This window comes from Hyphomicrobium sp. LHD-15 (genome assembly GCF_031157355.1).
In the GTDB taxonomy this organism is placed as follows: Bacteria; Pseudomonadota; Alphaproteobacteria; order Rhizobiales; family Hyphomicrobiaceae; genus Hyphomicrobium_C.
Map to the genome: position 1 here is coordinate 908,989 of NZ_JAVIFT010000001.1, position 23,513 is coordinate 932,501.

Sequence of the window (23,513 nt, forward strand, 5' to 3'; positions counted from 1 at the left end):
CCGAAAGTGTTACCAAAGTGTGGCCGCGAAGCTGCGCAAAGGCGGCAGAACGATAGCGGATTCAAGCAAGTGCGCGAGATGACTCGCGAATTCGCGCGCCGAGGATTTTATTGCCGGCGCGGCGCGATCGGCGTGCGGCCCCAGGCGATGAAGTTGGGATTGTAGTAGGAGTCCTCGCCGTTGCCGTAGACCAGCGGATGACCTGCAAGGGTCGTGACGCATCCGCCCGCCGCCTCAAGGATCGCTTGTCCGGACGCCGTGTCCCATTCCCTGGTCGGGCCGAGACGAACGTAAAAATCCGCGTCGCCGCGCGCGATCAGGCAGAACTTGAGCGACGAGCCCGCGCGCTTCACTTCGGCAATAGAATAATCGGCGAGAAAGGCTTCGATCTGCGTCGTGCGATGCGAGCGGCTTTCGAGAACGGTCAATGCGTCGATGTTCGGCGTGCGGGTCTTGAGCTCTCGAAGCGGACAATCCGAGAGGCTTACGTCGGTACGGCCCGGAGGGATGTAGGCTTCGACAGCCTTGCCCTTTCCGAGGGTGACGTAGAGGGCGCCGAGGACCGGCGCATAGATTAACCCGAAGACCGGCGTTTTGCCGACGACCAGGCCGACATTGATCGTGAATTCACCGCGCCGTTCCACGAACTCTCGCGTGCCGTCAAGCGGATCGACGAGAAAGAACGTTGTGCCCCGCGGCGGGGCAACACCGAGCGACATGCTTTCCTCGGCGACGACCGGAATGCCGCGCGCCGCGGTCCAAAGCCCATCCAGAAGAATGGCTTCGGCTTCGCGATCGGCTGCGGTGACGGGAGAGGAATCGGCCTTTTCCTCCACGGCGGTCCCGCTCTCGTAGAGGCGCATCTGGGCAGCGCCGGCTGTGAGGACCGACGGCAGCAAACGCTCGGCCAGCGCCGGGAAATCAAACGTCCGCATCGGACAGGGCCCCGATTCGCATTTTTTCTCTCGATTATGGATTCGACCTAACCCGGCGTGGCCGTCAAGGCTCATTCATCGCCCAAAATTCGGGGGCTTGTCGGTGGGCAGGCTGCCAGCCTTTGCAGATCAGCGGGTGGCGTGTATCAGAACACATGTCGTAATTGCGACGCGTGATCTTTTTGCGCGACACGAAACAATCGGGCGCGCGTAGCCGCAGATCTGGAACGAGAGCCTCCAGACGCGACAAATAGAAGATCAATCACCCCCAGGGTGATGCGCGAGGCTTATTCAGAAGGCGGGCCGATGCCGCGACGTGCGGCGCCTGCCGATAGCAGATTGTTCGTCAGGGGGCATTTCCATGACCGAGGTTTCTCAGCGCGTCCATCCCACGGATCTCGAACTCGCCGCGTTGATCTCGAGCAAGATCTGCCATGACGTGATCGGCCCTGTCGGCGCCATCTACAATGGCCTCGAAATCCTGAGCGAGGACGACGACGCGGAAGCCAAGAACTACGCGATGAGCGTCATCCGCAACGTGACCGAGCAGGCCTCGGCGCGACTGCAGTTCGCGCGTTTTGCCTTTGGGGCGGCCGGCTCGGCCGGTTCGCTGATCGATCTCGGAACCGCCGAGCAGATCTCCCGCGGCTTCATCGGCCAGGGCAAGCACAAGCTGGCTTGGCAAGGCCTCCCCGGACACATGACCAAGGACAAGGTCAAGCTGCTGCTCAACCTGATCGCCGTCGCGGTAACGGCGCTGCCGCGCGGCGGCGACATCGAAGTGCTGATGTCGGGCACCCTGGAGGCTCCGAACTTCGTGCTCCGCTGCCGGGGAACGGGCGCGCGGGCCCCCCAGCATCTCGGCGAGTTCATATCGGGCGAAGGCGTGCCGCCGCTCGATGCCATGACCATCCAGGCCTACTACACGTGGCGGCTGGCGCAGTCGGCCGGGATGTCTCTGGCCATCGTGAAGGATGGCGCAGACATCCTGCTTTCCGCGCTCGGTTAAATCGATCCGTTCGCTGCTGTTTACTTTCTAAGCCCGTAACGGTGCTCCGTCATGGCAATGCGAAAGCATGCCTGACGATCAGGACGTTGGGCCGTCCCGGCCTGTCCTTTTCCGGACCGCGTCCTCAACCAGTCGTTAACTCCTTTAAAGCACAAATGACTATAGGACCAACGCTCGAGTTGCGTATCGTTCGATCACGCCGCGCCTCAGCGCCTCTCCTGCTATCTCCATTCGAGGATCGGAGTCTCGACGTCCATGAAGCGGTGCCTGATCGCAGATCAATCCGAGATCATCCGCAAGGTCGCCCGGCACTACCTCGAAAAGCTTTCTTTCGAGGTGCTTGAGGCGGATTCCGCCGATCCGGCGCTCGGCCTCTGCCGTGACAAGACCATCGACGCCGTCATTCTGGATGCACGCCTCCCCGGCAAGACAACGGTCGAATTTCTCTCCGCGCTGCGCTTCGCCGGAACCGCCCACAGACCGCTGATCATCTACGCGACCACCGAGAACGACCCGTCCGACATCTCGCGCGCGTTCGCGGCGGGAGCCGACACCTACCTCATGAAGCCGTTCGATGAAGGCTCGTTCGTCGAGACGATCAGCAACACCGGGCTTGCGGCCTAAACCTGCTACCGACCGCTCCCGGTTCAAGCGCAAGCTTCCCAGCCCCCGCCGCATCGTGTACTTATCGCCAACCTCGTCGGGCGCCTCCCGTTTCGAGTTCCGGGCTTTCTGTGCCGCGCACCTAAAGCGCGCCCCCTCACGCTGACGATCGAGACTTCCCTTGCTGCGCGTCGAGCATCTCAAAGTCGGTTCGCTTCCCGCCCTCTCGTTCTCGGTATCGGACGGCGAGTGCCTTGCGGTGGAAGGCCCGCCAGGCTCCGGAAAAACCCGGATACTACGCGCTATCGCCGACCTCGATCCGATCGATGCGCAACTGTTTCTCGATGGCGTCGAGCGCCGTGAAATGTCCGCTGCCGACTGGCGCAAAGCGGTGCGCTATGCGGCGGCCGAGCCTGGCTGGTGGTCCGATACACCGCGGGACAGCTTTCCGAATATCTCCTCTCTCGAGGCGCGCGTCTTCCGACTGCTCGCCGCGGTCGGACTGGACGAGGACGTTCTGGAGCGACCGATCAGCATGCTGTCGACCGGCGAACGGCAACGGATTGCGCTGGTGCGTGCGCTCGCGGACGAGCCCAAGGTGCTGCTTCTCGACGAGCCAACCGGCGCACTCGACGTCGGCTCGGCCGCGCTCGTCGAGGAGCTGCTTCGTTTTCAACTTCTCGCCGGGCGGAGCATCCTGATCGCGAGCCATGATCCGGCGATGATCGGACGTCTCTCGCACGCTCGGCTTCAGCTCGCCCCGACCGAGCGTCCGGCCCGATCGACGAGGATGCCGCCGCCATGAGCTATATTCCGCTCGAGCTTTCCGATCTCGCGCTCGCCGCCATCCTGCTGATTGCCAACGGGGCCGTCTCGATCTGGTATCAGCTCGGCCTCGAGCGCACGCTCGCCATTTCGGCCGTGCGCATGGTGGTGCAGCTTTCGCTGGTGGCGCTGGCGCTCAAACTCATCTTCTCGCTCGACTCGCCACTGTGGACGGTTCTGTTCGGCCTGTTCATGACCGCGGCCGCCGCCTACGAGGTGGTCTCTCGGCAGGAGCGGAGAGTCGCCGGGCCGATCGGGATCCTGCTTGGGACCGGAGCGCCGTTCTTCGCCGGCCTGGTCGCGACGATGTTTGCGGCCATTGCCGTGATCGGCCCCGATCCCTGGTATGCGCCGCGCTATGTGCTGCCGATCTTCGGCATGATGCTCGGCAACGCCCTCTCGGGCACGACGCTGGTGCTCGACTTCATGACCAACGCGGCGGTGCGCGAGCGTCCGGCCATCGAGGCGCGCCTCGCGCTCGGCGCCGGCCGCTTTGAAGCGTTCGACATCGTTCTCAGGCGCGCGCTCACGACCGGGCTCATGCCGATCCTGACCGCGATGGCGACCACCGGCGTCGTTTCGCTGCCCGGCATGATGACCGGGCAGATCCTGGCCGGCATCGATCCGGTTTCGGCGGCAAAGTATCAGGTGATGATCATGTTCCTGATCTCGGGCGCGACCGGTGTGGCGGTGCTGGCGGCGGGGCTCGGCTCGGTGCTTCTGCTCACCGATGAGCGCCACCGACTGCGGATCGACCGGCTGGTCCAGCGCTAATGCTCTAGCCTCAGCGGCCCAAAAAAGTTTCGGGCGCCATCCATCGCTGGAGGGCGCCCGATAAATGCATTTCCGTAATCCGGAGATCCTCGCTTAGAGCATGATTGCTTTGAATCGCAATCACGCTCTCGCCTCTTGATGAGACCGATGATTCACGCTTCAGGCTGGTAGGGCCTGAAGCGATCATGGTCTAGGGCGACGGCGTAACGGGTGCGACCGGCGCGGAGGCCGACGCTTCCGCGGCCGGGCTATTTGGAGCCGACGGGTTTTCAACGACCGGAGACGGAACGGACGCCGGGCGGTCGGCGATCGCAGCAGCGGCGCGCTCGGCGGCCAGTGCGGCGCGTTCGGCGGCGGCGGCGGCACGCTCTGCAGCGGCGGCAGCGGCTTCGGCAGCAGCAGCGCTGGCCTTGTGAGCCGCATCCACCTCAGCAGCGGGCGTCGGCGTGCTCACGTCGGCCTTGACTGGCTCGACCTTGACTGCCTCGGCGGAAGACGTCGCGGCGCCGGCGGCTTCGGCCGTTGCGGCGGCGGCGGGGGGAACCGGGATCGTGCCGGTCTCGACCGGAGCGGCCGGTGCCGCGGTCGGCTCGGACTTGGCTTCGGCGGCCTTTTCCTCGCTCGGCTTTTCGGCAGGCTTGGACTCGGTCGCTGCGGTCGTGGAAGACTTTTCTTCCTTCTTCTCGACCTTCTCAGGAGACTTCGCGGCGGCTTCCTTCTTGGCAGGCGCCGTCGATTTGTTGTTGGCCTTGGCGTCCTGCTGCTTCTGCGTCTCGGCGCCCCAGCACACTGTCGCGGAGGCGGTGCAGGTGTGCTCGTCGAACACGATCATGTTCAGGAAAAGCTCACAGCTCACGTCCTTTTTGCCGACCGAGAACTTCTCGATGCCCTGCTCGGCGGCCCAGGTGGCAATATGCTTGTCGAGCAGGTCCTTGGCGTCTCGCGTCGGGCCTTCCTTGCCATAATCGTTGACCGTGAAGCCCATGCGCTTGCAGCCCGCCATGGCGGGATGAGCGAAGGCGAGTGCACCGGTCAGAACGGTGGCCAGGGTGAACTTGGAAGCGAAACCCATCAAGTTTCTCCGTAACGGTCGAAAAACGTTTGGTCTTCATGCTGCTATAGCTGTGTCAGCCCACCATGCCTAGACCGGTTGGCAACATTATGCGCAGCTTTGACTAATTGCGAAAAAGGGTTAGCGGCCGCGCGCCCGCTCGGCCCATGGTGGTAAATTTCCCGCCAATATCAGGCGAGAACAAGGCCCATGCTCACATCATGACGGGGTGTCGCCCAGAACGCGCACCTCAGTAAAAAAACACCGCGTGCCCTTGCGGGGCGCGCGGTGTGCAATTTCGCCATGCCAGATTCGATCGAACCCGGCTGGACTGCTCAAAGCTTGCAGATCGTGGCCGAACCACGGCAGGTCCAGCCCCAGGAGCCACCCTGCTTGCAGCTGTAAGAGCGCGGACCGTAGGTATAGCCCGGCAGATTTGCGGCTGCGCCGACCTTGTTGTTCGAACCCATCCACGCGGCCCAGGCGCCCCAATCGACTGCCTGAAGAAGCGCTTCATCAACCTGCAGCTTCGCGTCTTGCTGGCTTCCCGCCTCGCCGATCGCACCCTTCTTGAAGCAGGTCTTGGCCTCGGCCACACCGGCCGAGAAAGCGAGGCCCGCGACGGCCCCCAGCGCCATCATCGAACGCATAGCTTTGTGCATCGATTTTCTCCCTGGAATTTAGAACGCGGCAGTTCTTGCCCGTGGCAGAGAACCGGCCCGTAGCAGAACCCGAGGGACTCTGCCCCACTTGGCGCACGCTGCCCATCCGTCATTCACAGGAAAGAGAAGGGAGACACCGTTTTTTGGATTCTCGTTGCCTCGCGACAACTCACCTCAACCAGCTTGCTGCAAGTTCACGGCTTTTGGGCCTTTTCCGCGCGTGTCCGGCTCGGTGTCGAAGGAAATGCGGGTGCCCTCACCCAGGTGCGCAATGCCGGACCGCTCGATCGCGCTCACATGCACGAAGACATCCTTGCCGCCGTCGTCCGGCGTGATGAATCCGTAGCCCTTCTGATCGTTGTAGAACTTCACGGTTCCGATTTGCCGCATTTCGCTTCTCCAGATGCCCGCATGACATCGGGGGGAGACCGGCGAGAGAGCGGGCAAGCTCGCGCCGGCCATTCGGCGCGATTACCTTCGACGATTGCGTAACGCCATCACGTTCAACAGCACGATCCTGCTTCGTCCACTTCAGTCTCGGCAAGCACTCGGACCTTAAGTATTCCGAATGCCGCCGCCCGGCGCAACCCTCGGCGTCTCCCGAGGGAGCAGGAAATGCAGAAGCTTCACGAGGATGTTATGCGCTCGCCCACGAGCCAAGCGAGATGGCTTTCCGCACCCGTGCCGCGGGCCAGCGTGCGCGCGAGATAAGGAAGAAGAGCGCGCAGTTTCTCTTCGAGCGTAAAGGGCGGATTGAGAATAAGCAGGCCGGTACCCGGCAGCTCACCCTCGGCGCGCGGCGCGCGCACGAACAGTTCCGCCGAGAGAAGCTTCGGAATGCCGAGAGCTGCCGCATCGCGCGCGAAGGCACGCGTGATTTTAACATCCTTGATCGGGTACCAGAGGATCACCGTTCCGGTCGCAAACCGGCGATGAGCAGCGGCGAGCGCCTCAACGAGACGGCGGAATTCACCCGGCTCCTCGAATGGCGGATCGATGAGAACGACGCCGCGCCGTTCCTTCGGCGGCAGCAGCGCTTTCAGCGCCGTCCATCCGTCGATGGCGAGCGTCTTGACGGAGGCATCCTTGGCGAACAGCGCCTTGAGGCTCGCGGCATCCTCGGGATGGGCTTCGTTCACGACCAGCACATCGCCCCGGCGCATCAGCCGACGCGCGACCAGCGGACTGCCCGGATAGCGGACGACTTCGTCGCGGCCGGCGTTTTCCGCCCGCACGACTTCCAGATACGGCGCGAGGATCGCGGCAATCTCGGCTGGCGGGGTATCGGCGAGCACGCGACGGATGCCGTCGCGCCATTCGCCGGTCTTCTGCGCCTCTTCGCTCGCGAGATCATAAACGCCGATACCGGCGTGGGTATCGATGACGCGGAACGGCTGGTCCTTGAGCTTCAGGTGTTCGACGACGAGCGCGAGCACCGCGTGCTTCAGCACATCGGCGAAGTTTCCGGCGTGATAGATGTGGCGATAGTTCATGAGGAGCCCAAAGCGATCCGGGAGACGCGCGGCCGCGTCTCCCGGTGCTTGGTAGCATAGTCCGAGGGCCGGTGTGGACCTTCCGGCTCAGCCGTTCGAATGAATGTGAGATGGGACGGCCGGCGGGGTTCCGGCGGCGCGGGGCTGCTCGCTGTAGGATGCATACGACGCCGCAGTCGCCGGCTTTTCGAGTTGCGGGGCGATCTCGGCCGGATCCTTGACCCGACGCGAGCGGCCGTCAAAGGCTGCGCCCTGCTCGATCGACAGGAGGTGGCTGTGAATGTCGCCCTCGACCTCGGCACCGGCATGCAGCACCACGTGGGTGCCCATGATCGCGCCGTTGACGCGGCCGAACACGTCGACCGTCTCGGCGGCGATCGCACCCTGGATGATCGCTTCCTTGCCGACCTCAAGCTGGCGGCTGTGCAGATCGGCCTGAATGTTGCCGAGCACCTTCAGCGAACCTTTGCAACGAATGGTGATGGTTTGTCCTTCGATCGACAGATCGTTGCCGATAACGGACTGGGTGGCCGCTCCTGCGGCCTCGACGGCGTACAAATGCTGCTTCTCGACGCCGTTGCCGCGATCCATCCGGCGCAGCTGCGGTGCGGGGGGCTCGGCCGGAACGGACTCGGGCTTGCGACTGAATACCATGCTCACTCTCCCTGACGCTAAACGTAATCCGCACATGGCCTTCATGCGGCCCGAGTTCGTCGAATTCATGTCAGAGGCGCGCGGGACATGAGATAATTGCGCGCGGCGCATCGACAGGCTGGCGACATGCCGGCACCGACATGCGCCCGTTCGAATTTGCGACTATGAATTGGGCGAAGCGCGAACATTTCGTGCAACGACAATCGCGACCAGGTCCTGGAGGCAGCAGCCCTCATGACGGCGATGGACGAGAACATGACGGCCGCGCGCGAAGCCATGGTGCGCGAGGTCGAGCAGCGCATGGTCGACATGGTGCCGTGGGTCGGGCGCAGTGTCCTGTCGCCGCGGGTCATCGCCGCGCTGAGAGACGTGCCGCGACACCTGTTCGTGCCGCCCGAGCATCTATCGGAAGCCTATCTCAACCGGCCCGCCGCGATCGGCTACCAGCAAACGATCTCCCAGCCGTTCATCGTTGCGCTGATGACCGATCTGCTCGATCTCGATCCCGACGACAAGGTGCTCGAGGTCGGAACGGGATCGGGCTACCAAACCGCCATCCTTTCCCGTCTCGTCGCACAGGTGTTCACCATCGAGTTGTGTGCGCCTCTCGCCGCGAGATCGGGACGGCTGCTGCAGCAGCTCGGATTCTCGAATATCGTTGCCCGGACCGGCGACGGCTATCTCGGCTGGCCGGAGGACGCCCCGTTCGATGCCATTATCGTGACAGCTGCGCCGCCCGAGATCCCGGAGCCGCTGATCGCGCAGCTCGCGCCCGGGGGGCGGCTGATCGTTCCCGTCGGCGGCATCTCGCAGCAACTCATTCTTGTCGAAAAGAAGCGCGATCAATCGATCGTCTTGAGAGAAATCATTCCCGTGTGCTTTGTTCCGCTGACGCGACAAGACACGGCTTAGGATTAACGACTTAAGCCTTATTGCGGGTTCGATGGCGAGATTGCAGGTTCGGGGCCGGCGGAGCGAACATGGGCAGCTCTGCCTCGGCCGGCGCGGGCGGGTGACTAGGGAGACGACGGAATGGACGATCTCGACAGGTTCGAGCCGGGAATACACACCTTCAAAGGCACGGTGCGTGCCTGGGCGACCAGCACGGCCGAACTGGTGACCGACAGCGGGCTTGTCGTGTTTCTCGATACGCGCGGGCAACCGCCGCTGCCGGCCGGCACGCGCATTCTCGTCGAAACGCGCAAGTACCGGCCTTGCCATTACGTGACGAAAGTGACGGCAGGCTGAGGTTCCTGCTTGCTCGCGCACCTCGTTTTGCGCCTGCCCCCTATCAGATGCGGGCGACGAAGCTATCCACAACGCGCTTCTTGCCCGCGTGATCGAACTCGATCGTCAGCTTATTGCCGTCCACCTCGGTCACGGTACCGGGACCGAATTTCTGGTGGCGCACGCGATTGCCGACACTGTAGCCGGCACCTTCCGCGGACGACGACGCGATCAGCTGGCCTTCGATGGTGATCGCCGGGCGCAGTGGGCGCATATTGGCCTGGCGCTGCCGGTCTGCGTCACGCGACCAGTTGCTGTTTTGCGACTGCTCGTACGTCTTCGTTTTTTCGTAAGACTTGGTTTTTTCATAGGACTGGGCCCGCTGCCAGCCGGGCGTGTCGTAGCTCGCGCCAAAGCGAGGGCTTGCGTCATCGAAGCGGCTCTTGCCGTAAGGGTTGCGGCCGCTCTCGAACGGATTGCCGAAGTTCTGGTAAGCCCCGCCGAACGGGCTCTTGGTTTCCTGGACCTCGGTATCGCCCTCGGGCAGATCGTCGACGAAGCGCGACGGGATCGCCGACTGATAGAGACCGCGCGTGCGGCGGTTCTGCGCAAACGAAACCTTGGCGAGACGGCGGGCGCGGGTGATGCCCACATAGGCCAGCCGGCGCTCTTCCTCGAGGCCCTTCTCGCCGCTTTCATCGAGCGAGCGCTGGTGCGGAAACAGCCCCTCCTCCCAGCCGGGCAGGAACACGGTGTCGAACTCAAGCCCCTTGGCGGCGTGCAGCGTCATCAGGCTGACGCGATCGCCGTCGTCACCCTGCTCGGCGTCCATCACCAGCGTGACGTGCTCGAGGAAAGATTCCAGCGTTTCGAACTCGTGCATGAAGCGCACAAGTTCCTTCAGGTTTTCGAGGCGCGACTGCGCCTGGGGGCTCTTGTCGGCCTGCCAGTGCGCGGTGTAGCCGCTTTCGTCGAGCACCAACTCCGCAAGCTCGGTGTGCTTCATGGTATCGACGAGGCCGCGCCAGCGCTCGAACAGGCGCACGAGGTCCGACAGGGACTTGCGGGCCTTTCCGGGCAGCTCTTCGGTTTCGATGATCTCGCGGGCGGCGCGATAAAGCGGAACAGCGCGGGCGCGGGCCAGCGCATGAATGCGCTCCACGCTGCTGTCACCCAATCCGCGCTTCGGCACGTTGACGATGCGCTCGAACTTCAAATCATTGGCGGGGTTATGCACCACCTCCAGATAGGCGAGCGCGTCCTTCACCTCGGCGCGCTCATAGAAGCGCGGGCCGCCGATCACGCGATACGGTACGCCAGTGGTGACGAAGCGGTCTTCGAATGCGCGCATCTGAAACGAGGCGCGTACGAGGATCGCGATCTGGTTCAGCTTGTGGCCGTCCTTGCGCAGCTCCTCGATGTCGCGCGTGATGGCGCGGGCCTCCTCCTCGTCGTCCCAGACGCCCATGACGGCGACCTTGTCGCCCTTCTCGCCGTCGGTGAAGAGCGTCTTGCCGAGACGGCCCTTGTTGCGCGCGATGAGGCCGGAAGCGGCCGAGAGAATGTGGCCGGTCGAGCGGTAATTACGCTCCAACCGGACGATTTGGGCGCCGGGGAAGTCCTTCTCGAAACGGAGGATGTTGTCGACCTCGGCGCCGCGCCAGCCGTAGATGGATTGATCGTCGTCGCCGACGCAGCAGACGTTGTCGGAGCCCTTAGCGAGCAGACGCAGCCACATATACTGGGCGACGTTGGTGTCCTGGTACTCGTCGACCAGGATGTAGCGGAACCGGCGGTGGTAGTCGGCGAGCACATCCGGATTTTCGAGGAACAGGCGCAGCGTTTCGAGCAGCAGATCGCCGAAGTCGGCCGCGTTCAACTCCTTCAGGCGCTTCTGGTAAGCCGCATAAAGATGCGCACCCTTGCCGCCGGCAAATCCAAACGCTTCACCGGCTGGCACCTTCGAGGGGGTCAAACCGCGGTTCTTCCAACTGTCGATGAGGCCGGCAAGCTGCCGGGCCGGCCAGCGGTCCTTGTCCAGCCCCTCGGCCTCGATGACCTGCTTCAGAAGCCGGAGCTGATCATCCGTATCGAGGATCGTGAAGCCGGATTTGAGATCGACCAACTCGGCGTGGCGGCGCAGGATCTTGACGCCGATCGAATGGAACGTGCCGAGCCATGGCATCGCCTCGACCGCGCCGCCGACCAAGCCGCCGATGCGGTGTTTCATCTCGCGGGCGGCCTTGTTGGTGAAGGTGACGGCCAGGATCTGATGTCCCATGGCGCGGCCAGTGGCCAGGATGTGGGCGATACGGGTCGTCAGGACGCGGGTTTTTCCGGTTCCCGCGCCCGCTAGCACCAGGACCGGGCCATCCAGAGCCTCGACCGCGGCCCGCTGCTCGGCGTTGAGCCCGTTGAGGTACGGAGGCATGGCCGCCGCCCGCGCGCGCTCGGAAATGGACCGGCGGTCTCGCGCGGCCTCGGGCGCTACGGGGAGATCGAACGGCGGAAGGTCGCCGTCGTCGTCTTCGCGATGTTTGTCGTCGTGCGGCATATCTCTCGTCGTGGAGCTTCGCGATCTCGTTCGCGGATCTTGTTTGCAGATCTTGGGGGCCGCCAGCAGGCAAGCCGGGTTGGAACCTATAGCACGTGGCCGGGCGCTTCTTTCATGAGGCCCAGATTTCATGAGACCCAGAGCCCGACGCTCCCTTGAACGGAAACGCGGCCCGAATCAAATTCGTAAGCCACGGCTTTCGCCCTGGAGCGTGTCGTGATCATGGCCCGGCGCCGTTGCCCGGCATCGTGACAAGCCGGCCCAGACAAAAAATATAGGACGTTCCGGGCTTTCCACGAGTGAGACACGCTGTCGAATGCGATCGGCCTGCCCGATGCCATCCCCCCTGCGCCTTGTCGGCGGCCCGGGCCGGATGACCTTCTTCCCTGCTGTTTCTACGGCGCGCCGTGCCACGTACGAACGGAAAACGACCTAGAGGCAGGATACTCCCCAGGAAAATGCCCCAATTGGGGGTCACACTTGTCATCAGTGTTAGGCTATGCTGACGCATGCTTCGGCCCTCGCGCGATGCGAAGGCCTTGTTCTGGATCGGCTCCCTTGGCTGCTGCTGCCCGGCAGCGGCTGCTCGAAGGGGGCTGTTCCCATGCGTTCACGCGAAGAACGAAGGGCCTGCGGCCATCCCACAGGCGTGAAACGGTTTTGAGCAGATAAAACGCTGATGAACAACGCCCTCCTCTATCTCGGCGGCATTCTGATCACGGCCCTGGCTGTCCTGTTCGCAGTCCCCCGCTTCGTCGATTGGAACAGCTACCGCGGGATTTTCGAAGAAGAGGCCTCCCGCATCCTCGGGCGCGAGGTTCGGGCCGGCGGCGCCGTCAACGTGCGGCTTCTCCCTGCCCCCTACGTAAGCTTCGAACGGCTCCGGATCGCGGATGTCGGCGACGAGGGCGGCAACTCCATCATCCGTGTCGAAAGCTTCACGATGTGGCTTTCGGTTCCCCCGCTCCTCAGGGGCGTACTCGAAGCGCACAAGGTCGAGCTTCGCCGCCCCATCATCAACCTCGCGACCAACGCGTCCGGCAGCGGAAACTGGAAGAGCCTTGCCATTACTCCGGGCGCCTTCCGCTTCGCGCCGAAAGAGGTCGCGCTGCAGTCGGTGCGGATCAGCGACGGCGCGATCATCGTGAGCGGACCGGCGCGCAGCGAACTCGCCCGGTTCGACGCGATCAACGGCGAATTCACTGCCGAAGCGCTCGAAGGGCCGTTCAAGTTCAACGGCGACGTCGCCTGGGGCGGCGCACCACGCAACCTTCGGCTCTCCACCGCCAAAATCGACAGCAACGGCGACTTGCGGTTCAAGGCCGCCATCAGCGTACCGGGCACCTCGAACACCTACGTGCTGGACGCCCGCCTCAGCGACATAAAAAACACGCCGAAGCTCGACGGCGATCTCACGGCGAAGCTGGTTCTGAACCCGGCGCGGAAAGGCGGGGCGAGCCCTGCGGCCTTGCCGGAGCTTTCGCCAGCGCCGAGTCACGACGCTTCGCCCGCCCTGCCGCCATCGTCCGCTGAAGCTGTCGCGCCACCGGCCGCGCCGGCCCCGCAGCCTGTCGCGTCCGCCCCGCCGGATGGCTTCGAACTCAAGGCCAAGGTTATCGGAACCACGCTCGGCGTGGAGCTGAAAGACATTGCGGTTTCGCTGGAAGCGGGCGCTACGCCCCAACTCATCACCGGGCAAGCCAAGGTCGGCTGGGCCGATAAAATGCAGCTCGACGTGGAACTCGCCTCGCGCTGGCTCGACCTAGACCGGATCGCGCATACGACCGATGCGCGGGTGCCGCTGGAAGCGGGACGCGGCTATTTCGAAGCTCTGGCGTCCGTGCTGCCCGCGGAAGCCGATACCAACGCGCGGCTCGATTTCGATCAGCTGACCCTCGGCGGCGAGCCGATCGGCAACGTGCACCTCGCCGCCTCGCGCTCGGGTGGGCCGCTCGAACTCAAAGGCGTGCGCGCCGATCTCCCGGGCGGTGCGCGCCTCGAACTGGATGGCATCCTGACGCCCACCGGCAAAGTGCCTCGCCTCGACGGATCACTATTCATTTCGGGCCGGAGCCTCTCCCGCTTCCTTGCGTGGGGACTTGGCGATGCCGGCTTCGGACGCGGCCGCAGCGACGGGGCGTTCTCGCTCGACGGAAAATTCGCGCTCGGCGACGGCACGCTTGCCCTCACGGACGCCGCTGCCGAATTCGCCGGGACGCCACTGGCCGGAGAGCTCAAGCTCGATCTCGGCGAGCGCAAGAAGCTCGCAATGACAATCGAAGGGCCGCGCGTCGACGTCGCGCAATTCGGGTCGGGCCTCGTCGGCCTCGACGTGCTGCAGAACCTGTTGTTCGGCGGCACGCCTTCCGCCGCTGCGGACGACGCGTCGCAAGCTCCCGCGAAGGCCGCCTTGTTCGATCCTGCGGCCGGAGACCTTTCGCTCGATTTCAAGGTGGCGGAGCTGGTGGACGGAAACCGCACCCTCACCAACGTCGACACCAACATCCGGCTCGACCGCGGGACGCTGACCATCCCGCGCCTCAAGTTCTCGACGCCGGAAGGCCTCTCTGTCGAAGCCGACGGCGAGGCCAAGGATGTACCGGCACGGCCCAAGGGCACGATCCAGGGCTTGATCTCGGCCCCCAATGCCGCCGCCGTACGCGCACTTCTGACCTTGCTCGACGCGGACGGCGCGGCCGCCACGGATCTCGACCGCTTCGCCCGGCTCGCCCCGCTGCGCCTTGCAGGCTCGCTCGAACTCGGCGGCGGCAGCGCCAACGCGAGTGCGCTGGCTTTCGACGGGACGCTGAAGGGCGGGCGCATCTCGGCCTCGATCCGTCTCGATGGCGGCCGCAGCCAGTGGCGCAGCGCGCCTCTCGACGTGCAGGCGACCCTCGACAATCCAGACATCGCGGGACTGGTAGCCGCGCTGTTCGACGCCCGCATCAAGGCCGATGCCGCGGAGGCTCCCAAAGGCGGACGCGCCGTCATCAAGGCGACCGGCGTTCCCGCCAGTGGCCTCCTTTCCTTCGCCGACGTAACGGCCGAAGGCCTCGCCCTCGGCTATCGTGGACGCGTCAGCCTGCCGGAAGCCGGCAACACACAACTCGACGGAGATCTCTCCATCACGGCCAGCGACGCGCGCGTGGCGCTTGCGCTTGCCGGACTTTCGACCGGCGATGGCGCGGCGGGCATTCCGCTGGGCGGCAAGATCCGTGTGCGCCGCGAGGGACCCTCGCTCAACCTCGCAAGCGATGCGGTGACGCTCGGCGACAGCACGATTGCCGGCGAGGTCGGCATTACGAGCCGAGACGACGGCCGCAAAACCATCGATGCGACGCTTAGCGCGAACAAGGCTTCGTTCGCCTCGCTGCTTTCGCCCATTCTGGGCCGGGCCGACGCGCAAGGGCTCGACGGCACGATCACGCCGCCGGTCCCGCAGCAGGCCACGCGCCTTCCCGCCGCTCGCGCGGGCGTGCGGCCGCCCTCCGAAGCGATACAGTCTCCCGAGATCATCTGGCCGGAGCAGGCTTTCGATCTGTCGCTGCTCGATCGCCTCGACGGCAAGATCGACCTCACGGTCCGCGCGCTCGCGCTCGAGCCCGGCCTCACCGTCGGCAATGCGCGTCTCAAAGCGGAGCTTCAGCCGACTGCAATCAAGATCGCGAGCCTCGAGGGTGAGGCGGTCGGTGGGCGCCTCACGTCTCAGCTCGACCTTGCGAAGGCGCCTGCGGGTATCGGGCTCAACGGCACACTCAAGATCGACATCGCGAATGCCCCCGCCGCGACGGACGCCAGCGCCTCGTCGCCTCCCGGCGACGCCGTGGCCTTCAACGTCGCCTTTTCGAGCCGAGCCCTGAGCCCGGCCGCGGTGCTTTCCGCGCTCACTGGCAAGGGCGAGCTGACGATCGGCGACGCCACGCTCAACGGCAATTCTCCGGCCGCAGTTTCCGCTATCGCGCGCGCCGCCCTCACCGGACAGGGGCCGAGCGGCGGCACCGGGCTTGTGGACGCCATCAGAGGCGCGCTCAAGCAAGGCGAAGTGAAGCTCGGCAAGATCACTATTCCGGTCGAGATCAGTGACGGCGCGCTGAAACTCGAAAAAGTGCGGGTGGAAATGGGCGAAGGGCGCTCGACGTTCGTCACCGCCGTCGAACTGGCGACAATGAAGATCGACAGTGAATGGCAGATCGAGCCCAAGCTCGACAAGTCGCTGACCGCAAACTCGTCCCGTGCGCTGCTTCCGCCCGTTACGGTCGTCTACACCGGAAAGCTCAACGACTTTGCCAATCTCGTTCCGCAGGTTTCGGCGAGCGCGCTCGAGCGCGAACTGGTCGTGCGCAAAATGGAGCTCGATGTCGGCGAACTCGAACGCCTCCGCAAGCAGGATGAGGCGCGGGCGCGGCAGGATGCGGAACGGCGCAGGGCGCTCGAAGAAGACGCGCCACCTCCTCCGCCGCCGGTCCCTGCTCCCGGCGCGACCGACAACGGCATTGAGCCGGCGCAGCCAGACAGCTCATCCCAGATGTTGAACGAGGATGCGCCGCCGCCTGGCGCGCTTCCCAAGCAAGAAGCGGCCGTGCCGGAAGCTGCCCCCTCACCCGCCGCGCAACGGCCGCCGCCGCGCCGCAAACGGCCGTCCGACGAAAACTGGCGGCCGTTCCAGCAGCAGTTCTGACGATCAATCGCGATTGCCGCCGTCGTAGCTGGTAACGGCGTCCGCGGAGCGCACATACTCCAGAATCCAAACGCGCACCGCGCTCGAAAGGCCGGCTGATCCGCGCTGCTCGTCGATCCGCGCAATGAGGCCAGCGAGCGGCAGGCGCTCGCGGGCGGCGGCTTCCTTCAAGGCTTCCCAGAACGGCTGTTCGAGCGAGATCGACGTGCGGTGCCCACGGATCGAGAACGAGCGTTTGACAGGGCGGGCCGTGTGCAAGCTCATGATCCGGGCCCGCTGCCGTCGTCCTCGCCGGAGGCGTCGTTGTCCTCGTCGCCGTCGCGCTTATGGGCTTCGATGCGTCGCAGGCTAATGGCCTTGTTGGCAGCCTCCTGCTCACGCTCGGCCTTGGTGCGGCCGAACTTCACGCGGTTTTCCTCGGCACGCTTTTCCTTGGCCACGCGATCGCGCGCCTTGCGGGCCTTACGGAGATTTACGATCTCTGCGGACATTCAGCTTTCAGCTAATATGAGCGGACAGGGCTTTCGATCGTCACCGTCATACGATTCCCCTTTGCACATCATACTGTCGTGAGCGGCCCTCCGCCAATGCCTGTCGCGGGCTTGCCTCAAGAACCCTGGACTTTCCGGCAGCTGCCATTGCGATGCCGGCTCCGAGACACCACCTCGCTCCCGAGCGGTCGCGCCGGGAGCGATCACCCTCTACGGCCGCCGCCGCAACCTCTATGCAGGAGTGCACTATGGAATATCGTCATCTCGGCGCCTCAGGCTTCACGGTTCCGGTGTTGAGCTTCGGTGCCGGCACTTTCGGCGGCAAAGGCCCGCTGTTCAGCGCCTGGGGCAATACCGACGCCAGCGAGGCGAGGCGCCTGGTCGACATCTGTCTCGACGCTGGTCTTACCATGTTCGACACCGCCGACGTCTATTCGGGGGGCGAGTCCGAGAAGATCCTGGGCGAAGCAATCAAAGGGCGCCGCCAGGATGTCATCATCTCGACCAAAGCCACCTTCCGTTTCAGCGACCGGCCGAACGAGGTAGGCTCGTCGCGTTTTCATCTCATCGCGAATTGCGAAGCGGCGCTGAAGCGCCTCGGCACCGACTACATAGATCTATTCCAGCTTCATGGTTTCGACGCCAAGACCCCGGTCGAGGAAACGCTTTCGACACTCGACGACCTCGTGCGTGCCGGAAAAATCCGCTACGTGGGCATTTCCAATTTCTCCGGCTGGCATCTCATGAAGTCGCTGGCGGTCGCGGATCGCTACGGCTATCCGCGCTATGTCGCCAACCAGACCTATTACTCGCTCATCGGCCGCGACTACGAATGGGAGCTGATGCCGCTCGGCCTCGACCAGGGCGTCGGCGCCGTGGTCTGGAGCCCGCTCGGATGGGGGCGCCTTACCGGCAAGATCCGGCGCGGTCAGCCGCTCCCGACGCAGAGCCGCCTGCACGCAACCGCGGATAGCGGCCCGCCGGTTTCCGACGAGCACGTCTACAAGATCGTCGATGCCCTGGACGAGATTGCAGCCGAGACGGGGAAGACGCTGCCGCAGGTCGCGCTCAACTGGCTGCTCCAGCGCCCGACCGTTTCGACCGTCGTCATCGGGGCGCGCAACGAGGAACAGCTCAAGCAGAACCTCGGGGCAGTCGGCTGGAACCTGACGAAAGAGCAGGTCGCCAAGCTCGATGCCGCGAGCACCGTGACGCTGCCATATCCCTACTGGCACCAGCGCGGTGTGTTCACCGAGCGCAATCCGCCGCCGGTCTGATTGCTGCCCGACTTACTCCGGAGCGATCATCTTTTCCGGACGCACGATGGCGTCGAAATCTTCGGCGGGGATGCCGTCCTTGACGGCTTCCTCGCGCAGCGTCGTGCCGTTCTTGTGTGCGGTCTTGGCGATCTTGGCGGCGCGATCGTAGCCGTACTTTTCCTTGAGCGGCGTCACGAGCATCAGCGAGTTCGCGAGCCCCTGGGCGATGTTTTCGAGGCGCGGCTCGATGCCGACGACGCAGTTGTCGGTGAACGACACGGCCGCATCGGCGAGAAGGCGCACCGACTGCAGGAAGTTGTAGGCCATCATCGGGTTGAAGACGTTGAGCTCGAAATGACCCTGGCTGCCCGCAAAGCCAATGGCGGCGTTGTTGCCATGGATGTGGGCCGCTACTTGCGTCAGCGCCTCGCACTGGGTGGGATTCACCTTGCCCGGCATGATCGAAGAGCCCGGCTCGTTCTCGGGAAGCGCCAGCTCGCCAAGACCGGCGCGCGGGCCCGAACCCAAGAAGCGGATGTCGTTTGCGATCTTGAAGCAGCTCATGGCGACCGTCGCGATCGCTCCGTGCGTCATCACCATCGCGTCGTGAGCGGCGAGCGCCTCAAACTTGTTCGGTGCCGAGGTGAACGGCAACTTGGTGATGGCCGCAATGTGCTCCGCCACCTTCTCGGCAAAACCCTTGGGTGAAGCAAGGCCGGTGCCCACGGCGGTTCCGCCCTGCGCCAATTCCATGAGGGCCGGAAGCGTCATCTCAATGCGCTTGATGCCGTTCTCGATCTGCTGCGTGTAGCCGGAAAACTCCTGGCCCAGCGTCAGAGGCGTCGCGTCCTGGGTATGCGTGCGGCCGATCTTGATGATGTGATGCCACGCCTTCGCTTTCTCGCCGAGAGCGCCGTGAAGTTTTTTCAAAGCCGGAATCAGCCGGTGCACGACTTCCTCGGCGCAGGCGATATGCATGGCCGTCGGGAAGGTGTCGTTCGACGACTGGCTCATGTTGACGTGGTCGTTCGGATGCACGGGCTTCTTCGAACCCTGGACGCCGCCCAGAATCTCGATGGCGCGGTTCGAGATCACCTCGTTGGCGTTCATGTTCGATTGCGTGCCGGAGCCCGTCTGCCAGACGACGAGCGGGAAATGCTGGTCGAGTTTGCCTTCGATGACCTCTTGCGCGGCCTTGACGATGGTCTCGCCGATTTTGGGATCGAGCTTGCCCAGCGCCATGTTGGTTTCGGCCGCGGCACGCTTCACGATGCCGAGCGCGCGGATCACCGGCGCCGGCTGCTTCTCCCAGCCGATCTTGAAGTTTCCGAGGCTGCGTTGCGCCTGAGCGCCCCAATACTTGTCCGAGGGAACCTCGATCTCGCCGAAGGTATCAGTTTCGATGCGGACACCGCCGGTGGAGGCGGTTTTCTTGTCGGCGGTCTTTTTCTCGGTCATGGCGCAAGTCCGGGCTCAGGCGTTAAAGTTGGGGTCGCCAATAGCATGGGAGCGTGTGGGAGACCAATACGGCATCGCGAACCGGGCCTTGGACCTTCGGAGGCTCCGGACTTTCGTAGGTGTGCGTTTGGGCAGACGCCAAGGCGGACCGCAATCCAGCGACGCGTGCTGGCGGCGGCGGGGACGACCGCGGCGGAATGCGCGTTCAGCGCGCGCATCCCGGAGCCGATGCAGCTTCGTTGCGGCGTCCCAGTTGTGCATGCCGCGCCCCGTGCGGGGCGTGCCCGGAAGCTGGTGATCTGCGACAGTTTTGTTCGAATATTTACCCAGACATGGGACGATCCCCTCGAGTGGGCCTCAACGGGCCGCTCGCGTGCGGTTGTGAGTCACGATGTCAGTATTTGTTAACGCGATCGTTTCCGGTCGCCATCAGCGTGCGATTGGATTGCTGCTTTGGCTGGCCGTGACTGCGTGCCTGCTCGTCGGCGCGTTCCTTTTCGGCCGCCACCTGCTGCAAGACGCGCTGAGGCATGAGGTTGCTGCCGACCTTGTCCAGATGGACAAACTGCACAACGACCTGACCTCCGCGTTCGACGCCCTCCAAGCCGAGGCCACCGCAGCCCCCTGCAGCGACCAGTTCCTGCGCCAGCTTCGCGGCGTCGCCTTCAGACCCGATGGCCTCAACGAATTCATCTACGCGCCGGACGGAATGGTCACGTGCTCGACCAGCATCACGCAAGCGCAGCACGCGCTTCCGCTGGGCGAGCCTGATATCGGGACAAAGAAAAGCGACGGCATCTCCTATTGGATCGACAAAAGGCTCAACTATATCGGGCTTCCCGGCATGTCGGGCATCGTCGCGCATCGCGAGCCGTTCGCCATCGTCATCCCGATGCAGACATTCCGCGCCAACCTCTCGAACGCGGTGAAGAAGGAATTCGTCATCTCAAGTCGGGGCGGACGCCTCTGGCACATGAGCGGACAGCGCGGCGTTTACCGGCAGGCGACGAGCGAGAGCAGCGCGATCGAGAACCTTCTGATCGCACGCGAGATCGGATGCGGAAAATTACATAATTACTGCGTCGCGACGGAGATGAACATCGCATCGTTCGTGCACACCTGGCGCGTGGACATGCTGGTTGCGGTTTTGCTCATCGCCTTCTACGCGATCTGGCCAGCAACCACGTTGCAGCGCTGGCTTTCGCAGTACTGGTCGCTCGAATCTCGCTTTCGCCGCCATCTCAACGCGGATTCGATCGTCTGCGCCTACCAGCCCATCCTCAACCTCAAGACCGGGGAGATCTCTGGCTGCGAGGTTCTGGCACGCTGGCGCGACGTGGACGGCACGATCATAGCGCCGGACCAATTCATCGATATCGTCACGCGATCCGGGCAGACGCTCGAATTCACCCAGATGGTTGCCGATCGCGCTTTCCTGGAGCTTTCGACTACTCTGCCGCCGACGACGCATCTGCAGGTCAATTTCAATATCTTTCCGCGCGACCTCGACTGCCAAGCGTTGCAGTCCGTATTCGGCTCTTTCATGCGCGACCCCACCCGGTTCCGGCTCGCGCTCGAGATCGTCGAAAGCGATGCCCTGTGCGTCGATCGGGCAGAACGTGAGATCGAAGCGCTCGCGCAATCGGGCATCCGCACCTACATCGACGACTTCGGAAGCGGCTACTCGAGCATCCATAGACTCGCCTCGCTCGCGATCCACGGTGTGAAGCTCGATCGCTCGTTCGCGATGGCGCCGGGCGAAAGCCTTATGGCGCGCATGCTGGTGCATGCCCTCGACATGGTGGGAAGCTGCGACAGGGAAATCGTAGTCGAAGGTATCGAGACGCAGGAGCGGCTCGATCTTATGAAGCAGATGCAGCGCGTGACATATGCCCAGGGCTACTTCATCTCACGGCCGCTTTCGATCGAGAGGCTGGCGGCATTTCTAGCGAAGCCCGCACGGCCTGTTGCGGCTCCGGAGGAGCGCGTTGCAGCGTAGACGCTCGGCAGATTTTGCCGAATGGCAAAGATCAAGGGCTGCCGGATGGCAGCCCTTTTTCGTTGCGGTCGAAGCCTTGCGGGATCTTACGCGCGACGTGCGCGGGCGATCGTCGCGGCAAGCTGGCGTTCCGCATTCTTGATCTGAACACGCTCGAGGAAGGTCAGGCGGCCGTCGCGCCAGGCGCGTGCCTTGACGGTGGCAACCTTGGCCCGAGCCTGGGCGATGGCGGCCCGCTCGTACGGGTTCACGCCGCCGCCGTGGCGATGGTCGTAGCGGGGGGCGGCCATGGAAGCGCCGGCGGTCATCAGAAGAGCGGCGGCAGCGAGGACGACGGTTTTGGTCTTGGTGCTCATGATCTTCTCCACTTTGTTTCTGGCCTGTCCGCTGCAGGTGAGCGGCTTCTCTCAGGCTTACAGGAAGAAGAACGCGGGGCGGGGAGCGCTTCCGTCGTCGAATTTTTCAGAAAATGCAAAAATTTTCAGTCACTTAGCTGCCATGTTGCTGAACGTCCGTTCATCCAATTCCTGGGTTTGAAAGTTGGCGTTCAGGAACTTTGAGCGCGCTCGGGCTTTGTATTTCCAAACAACAGCGAAGACGCCGAAGCGTCCTTCGGCAGGCTTCGCAAGGAGCATCGTCATGAGCATTCGCTTCACGCACACCAAAGCCGCTCTTGCAGCTGCCGCGCTTTTGGCGGCCAGCACGTTCGGTGCAACAGCACAGGCGGGCGGGTTGTCTGCTGGTGCAGCCGCGCTCGACCGGGCAACGGCTGATCAAAGCGCAGCCGTCGAACCCGTGGGCTATCGTGGCGGCAGAGGCTTTAGCCTCTATATCGGGCCTTCTTACGGATATGGGTACGGGTATGGGTATTATCCCCGCCGCTATTACTATCCGCGCTACAGCTATTACGATGACGGCTATTATTACCGTCCTTACCGTCGCGACAGGCGATGGGCGCGCGAACGCTTCGAGCATCCGCTCGGGCGGCGCTAAAACACTCTTCGGATCCTATAAACTTTGGAGCGGGATTGCGATCAGCAGTCCCGCTTCGCGCATATATGGCCGTGCCAGATCGCGGCGCTATTTCTTGCGGAATTTATCGAGACTGACGATCTCGGCGCCGCCGGATTTTGCCGGTGCCTCTTCATCGCCCGACGCGGGCTCCGCATCTTCAGCCGTCTCTTGACGCTTCGTCGTAGATTTGGCGGCTGATAGGGGCGTCGGTGCCGGAGGCGACGCATTGGCAGCAGTCGAGGTCTCGACCGGAGGCTGCGTAACAGCTTCTTCGCCGGCGTTTGCGGATTTTTCGGCGCTATCGTCCGCCGATTGCGACTTTCTCGGGCTGCGGGTGGCTTTGCGGGTATGAGACGAGCGCGTCGCGCGCTGCGCCAGCGGATCGAACGAGGCAGCGCCGGATTGCGAGCGGGCCTCGGGGCTCGCGTTCGGATCTTCGAACTGCAGGCCAAAACGGACCGACGGATCGAAGAAGACCTTGATGGCCGCGAACGGGACAACGAGACGTTCCGGAATGCCGTCGAACGTCAGCTTGACCTCGAAACGATCCTCGGTGACCGAAAGATCCCAGAAGCGGTGCTGCAGCACGATCGTCATCTCGCGCGGATACTTTTCCTTGAGCCGCTTGGAGAGCGAGACGCCGGGCGCTTCGGTGTCGAAGGAAATGTAGAAATGATGATCGCCGGCCAATCCGGACTTGGCGGTATTGGCAATAACTTTGCGTACGACTCCGCGCATCGCTTCCTGCGCGAGTCCCTCATAGTCGATCGTCGACTCAACCGTCATGCGTGCCGCTTCGTGCCCGATCGCGCTTCAATTCCCCCAGG

The 23,513-nt window shown here is 63.9% G+C and carries 23 protein-coding genes; 10 read left to right on the forward strand and 13 right to left on the reverse strand.

All coding sequences use genetic code 11. The features are described 5' to 3' along the window. Positions 1-107: 107 nt before the first annotated feature. A complete protein-coding gene (gene cysQ / locus RCO24_RS04135; protein ID WP_308960132.1) occupies positions 108-935 on the reverse strand; it encodes a 3'(2'),5'-bisphosphate nucleotidase CysQ in 828 nt (275 codons plus the stop codon). A gap of 361 nt (positions 936-1,296) precedes the next feature. Here cysQ and chpT point away from each other — a divergent pair, with 361 nt between their 5' ends. From chpT to RCO24_RS04155, 4 genes are all read left to right on the forward strand, one after another. Continuing rightward, positions 1,297-1,944 (forward strand): histidine phosphotransferase ChpT, encoded by a 648-nt coding sequence (gene chpT, locus RCO24_RS04140; RefSeq protein ID WP_308960133.1) that lies wholly within the window; start codon positions 1,297-1,299, stop codon positions 1,942-1,944. Between the two features lie 255 nt (positions 1,945-2,199). Next, positions 2,200-2,568, forward strand: a complete 369-nt coding sequence (locus RCO24_RS04145; protein WP_308960134.1) for a response regulator — start codon at positions 2,200-2,202, stop codon at positions 2,566-2,568. A 160-nt stretch (positions 2,569-2,728) separates the two neighbouring features. Then, positions 2,729-3,352 carry an ATP-binding cassette domain-containing protein gene (locus RCO24_RS04150; protein WP_308960135.1) on the forward strand — a complete coding sequence of 208 codons (624 nt, stop codon included), beginning with the start codon at positions 2,729-2,731 and terminating at the stop codon, positions 3,350-3,352. Next, on the forward strand, positions 3,349-4,146 hold the full coding sequence (locus RCO24_RS04155; protein WP_308960136.1) for an ABC transporter permease: 798 nt from the start codon (positions 3,349-3,351) through the stop codon (positions 4,144-4,146). Before RCO24_RS04150 ends, RCO24_RS04155 begins: the two co-directional genes overlap by 4 nt. Before the next feature lie 190 nt (positions 4,147-4,336). Here the strand turns inward: RCO24_RS04155 and RCO24_RS04160 are convergent, their stop codons facing one another. The 5 genes from RCO24_RS04160 to RCO24_RS04180 all read right to left on the reverse strand — a co-directional run bounded on the left by RCO24_RS04160 (position 4,337) and on the right by RCO24_RS04180 (position 8,006). Continuing rightward, complete coding sequence (locus tag RCO24_RS04160) at positions 4,337-5,218, reverse strand: hypothetical protein (RefSeq protein ID WP_308960137.1); 882 nt, start codon at positions 5,216-5,218, stop codon at positions 4,337-4,339. A gap of 314 nt (positions 5,219-5,532) precedes the next feature. Next, positions 5,533-5,859 carry a hypothetical protein gene (locus tag RCO24_RS04165; RefSeq protein ID WP_308960138.1) on the reverse strand — a complete coding sequence of 109 codons (327 nt, stop codon included), beginning with the start codon at positions 5,857-5,859 and terminating at the stop codon, positions 5,533-5,535. A 174-nt stretch (positions 5,860-6,033) separates the two neighbouring features. Continuing rightward, entirely contained in the window at positions 6,034-6,249 is a 216-nt protein-coding gene (locus RCO24_RS04170) for a cold-shock protein (protein WP_308960139.1), read from the reverse strand. Positions 6,250-6,485: 236 nt separating this feature from the next. After that, positions 6,486-7,352, reverse strand: coding sequence for a 23S rRNA (adenine(2030)-N(6))-methyltransferase RlmJ (locus RCO24_RS04175; RefSeq protein ID WP_308960140.1), 867 nt, complete (start codon positions 7,350-7,352; stop codon positions 6,486-6,488). An 87-nt stretch (positions 7,353-7,439) separates the two neighbouring features. Then, positions 7,440-8,006 (reverse strand): polymer-forming cytoskeletal protein, encoded by a 567-nt coding sequence (locus RCO24_RS04180; RefSeq protein ID WP_308960141.1) that lies wholly within the window; start codon positions 8,004-8,006, stop codon positions 7,440-7,442. 234 nt (positions 8,007-8,240) lie between these two features. On the opposite strand from RCO24_RS04180, the gene RCO24_RS04185 reads away from it, so the two are divergent. Together RCO24_RS04185 and RCO24_RS04190 are read left to right on the forward strand one after the other, a co-directional pair. Further along, positions 8,241-8,918, forward strand: coding sequence for a protein-L-isoaspartate(D-aspartate) O-methyltransferase (locus tag RCO24_RS04185; protein ID WP_308960142.1), 678 nt, complete (start codon positions 8,241-8,243; stop codon positions 8,916-8,918). A gap of 120 nt (positions 8,919-9,038) precedes the next feature. Next, positions 9,039-9,254 (forward strand): hypothetical protein, encoded by a 216-nt coding sequence (locus RCO24_RS04190; protein WP_308960143.1) that lies wholly within the window; start codon positions 9,039-9,041, stop codon positions 9,252-9,254. Between the two features lie 43 nt (positions 9,255-9,297). Here RCO24_RS04190 and RCO24_RS04195 read toward each other — a convergent pair whose 3' ends face one another. Then, the gene (locus tag RCO24_RS04195) at positions 9,298-11,787 is read right to left on the reverse strand and encodes a UvrD-helicase domain-containing protein (protein WP_308960144.1); all 2,490 of its coding nucleotides are present in this window, start codon (positions 11,785-11,787) and stop codon (positions 9,298-9,300) included. Positions 11,788-12,466: 679 nt separating this feature from the next. Between RCO24_RS04195 and RCO24_RS04200 the strand changes: the two genes are divergently transcribed. Further along, positions 12,467-16,465, forward strand: coding sequence for an AsmA family protein (locus RCO24_RS04200; protein WP_308960145.1), 3,999 nt, complete (start codon positions 12,467-12,469; stop codon positions 16,463-16,465). 3 nt (positions 16,466-16,468) lie between these two features. Here RCO24_RS04200 and RCO24_RS04205 read toward each other — a convergent pair whose 3' ends face one another. Both RCO24_RS04205 and RCO24_RS04210 read right to left on the reverse strand, forming a co-directional pair. Next, a complete protein-coding gene (locus RCO24_RS04205) occupies positions 16,469-16,729 on the reverse strand; it encodes a ribbon-helix-helix domain-containing protein (protein ID WP_308960146.1) in 261 nt (86 codons plus the stop codon). Then, positions 16,726-16,956: a DUF4169 family protein gene (locus tag RCO24_RS04210; RefSeq protein WP_308960147.1), complete on the reverse strand. Its 231-nt coding sequence runs from the start codon at positions 16,954-16,956 to the stop codon at positions 16,726-16,728. The genes RCO24_RS04205 and RCO24_RS04210 overlap by 4 nt, the downstream gene beginning before the upstream one ends. A 248-nt stretch (positions 16,957-17,204) precedes the next feature. Between RCO24_RS04210 and RCO24_RS04215 the strand changes: the two genes are divergently transcribed. Beyond that, positions 17,205-18,233 carry an aldo/keto reductase gene (locus RCO24_RS04215; protein ID WP_308960148.1) on the forward strand — a complete coding sequence of 343 codons (1,029 nt, stop codon included), beginning with the start codon at positions 17,205-17,207 and terminating at the stop codon, positions 18,231-18,233. A 12-nt stretch (positions 18,234-18,245) separates the two neighbouring features. Here the strand turns inward: RCO24_RS04215 and fumC are convergent, their stop codons facing one another. After that, entirely contained in the window at positions 18,246-19,673 is a 1,428-nt protein-coding gene (gene fumC / locus RCO24_RS04220; protein WP_308960149.1) for a class II fumarate hydratase, read from the reverse strand. A 391-nt stretch (positions 19,674-20,064) separates the two neighbouring features. Between fumC and RCO24_RS04225 the strand changes: the two genes are divergently transcribed. Further along, entirely contained in the window at positions 20,065-21,672 is a 1,608-nt protein-coding gene (locus RCO24_RS04225; protein WP_308960150.1) for an EAL domain-containing protein, read from the forward strand. Positions 21,673-21,758: 86 nt separating this feature from the next. On the opposite strand, the gene RCO24_RS04230 is transcribed toward RCO24_RS04225, so the two are convergent. Both RCO24_RS04230 and RCO24_RS04235 read right to left on the reverse strand, forming a co-directional pair. Beyond that, complete coding sequence (locus tag RCO24_RS04230) at positions 21,759-22,028, reverse strand: hypothetical protein (protein ID WP_308960151.1); 270 nt, start codon at positions 22,026-22,028, stop codon at positions 21,759-21,761. 129 nt (positions 22,029-22,157) lie between these two features. Then, a complete protein-coding gene (locus RCO24_RS04235; protein WP_308960152.1) occupies positions 22,158-22,313 on the reverse strand; it encodes a hypothetical protein in 156 nt (51 codons plus the stop codon). On the opposite strand from RCO24_RS04235, the gene RCO24_RS04240 reads away from it, so the two are divergent. Continuing rightward, entirely contained in the window at positions 22,312-22,665 is a 354-nt protein-coding gene (locus tag RCO24_RS04240) for a hypothetical protein (protein ID WP_308960153.1), read from the forward strand. The two genes, RCO24_RS04235 and RCO24_RS04240, sit on opposite strands and share 2 nt — an antisense overlap. 87 nt (positions 22,666-22,752) lie before the next feature. Here the strand turns inward: RCO24_RS04240 and RCO24_RS04245 are convergent, their stop codons facing one another. Beyond that, positions 22,753-23,472, reverse strand: a complete 720-nt coding sequence (locus RCO24_RS04245; protein ID WP_308960154.1) for a ClpXP protease specificity-enhancing factor SspB — start codon at positions 23,470-23,472, stop codon at positions 22,753-22,755. Between the last annotated feature and the right edge of the window lie 41 nt (positions 23,473-23,513).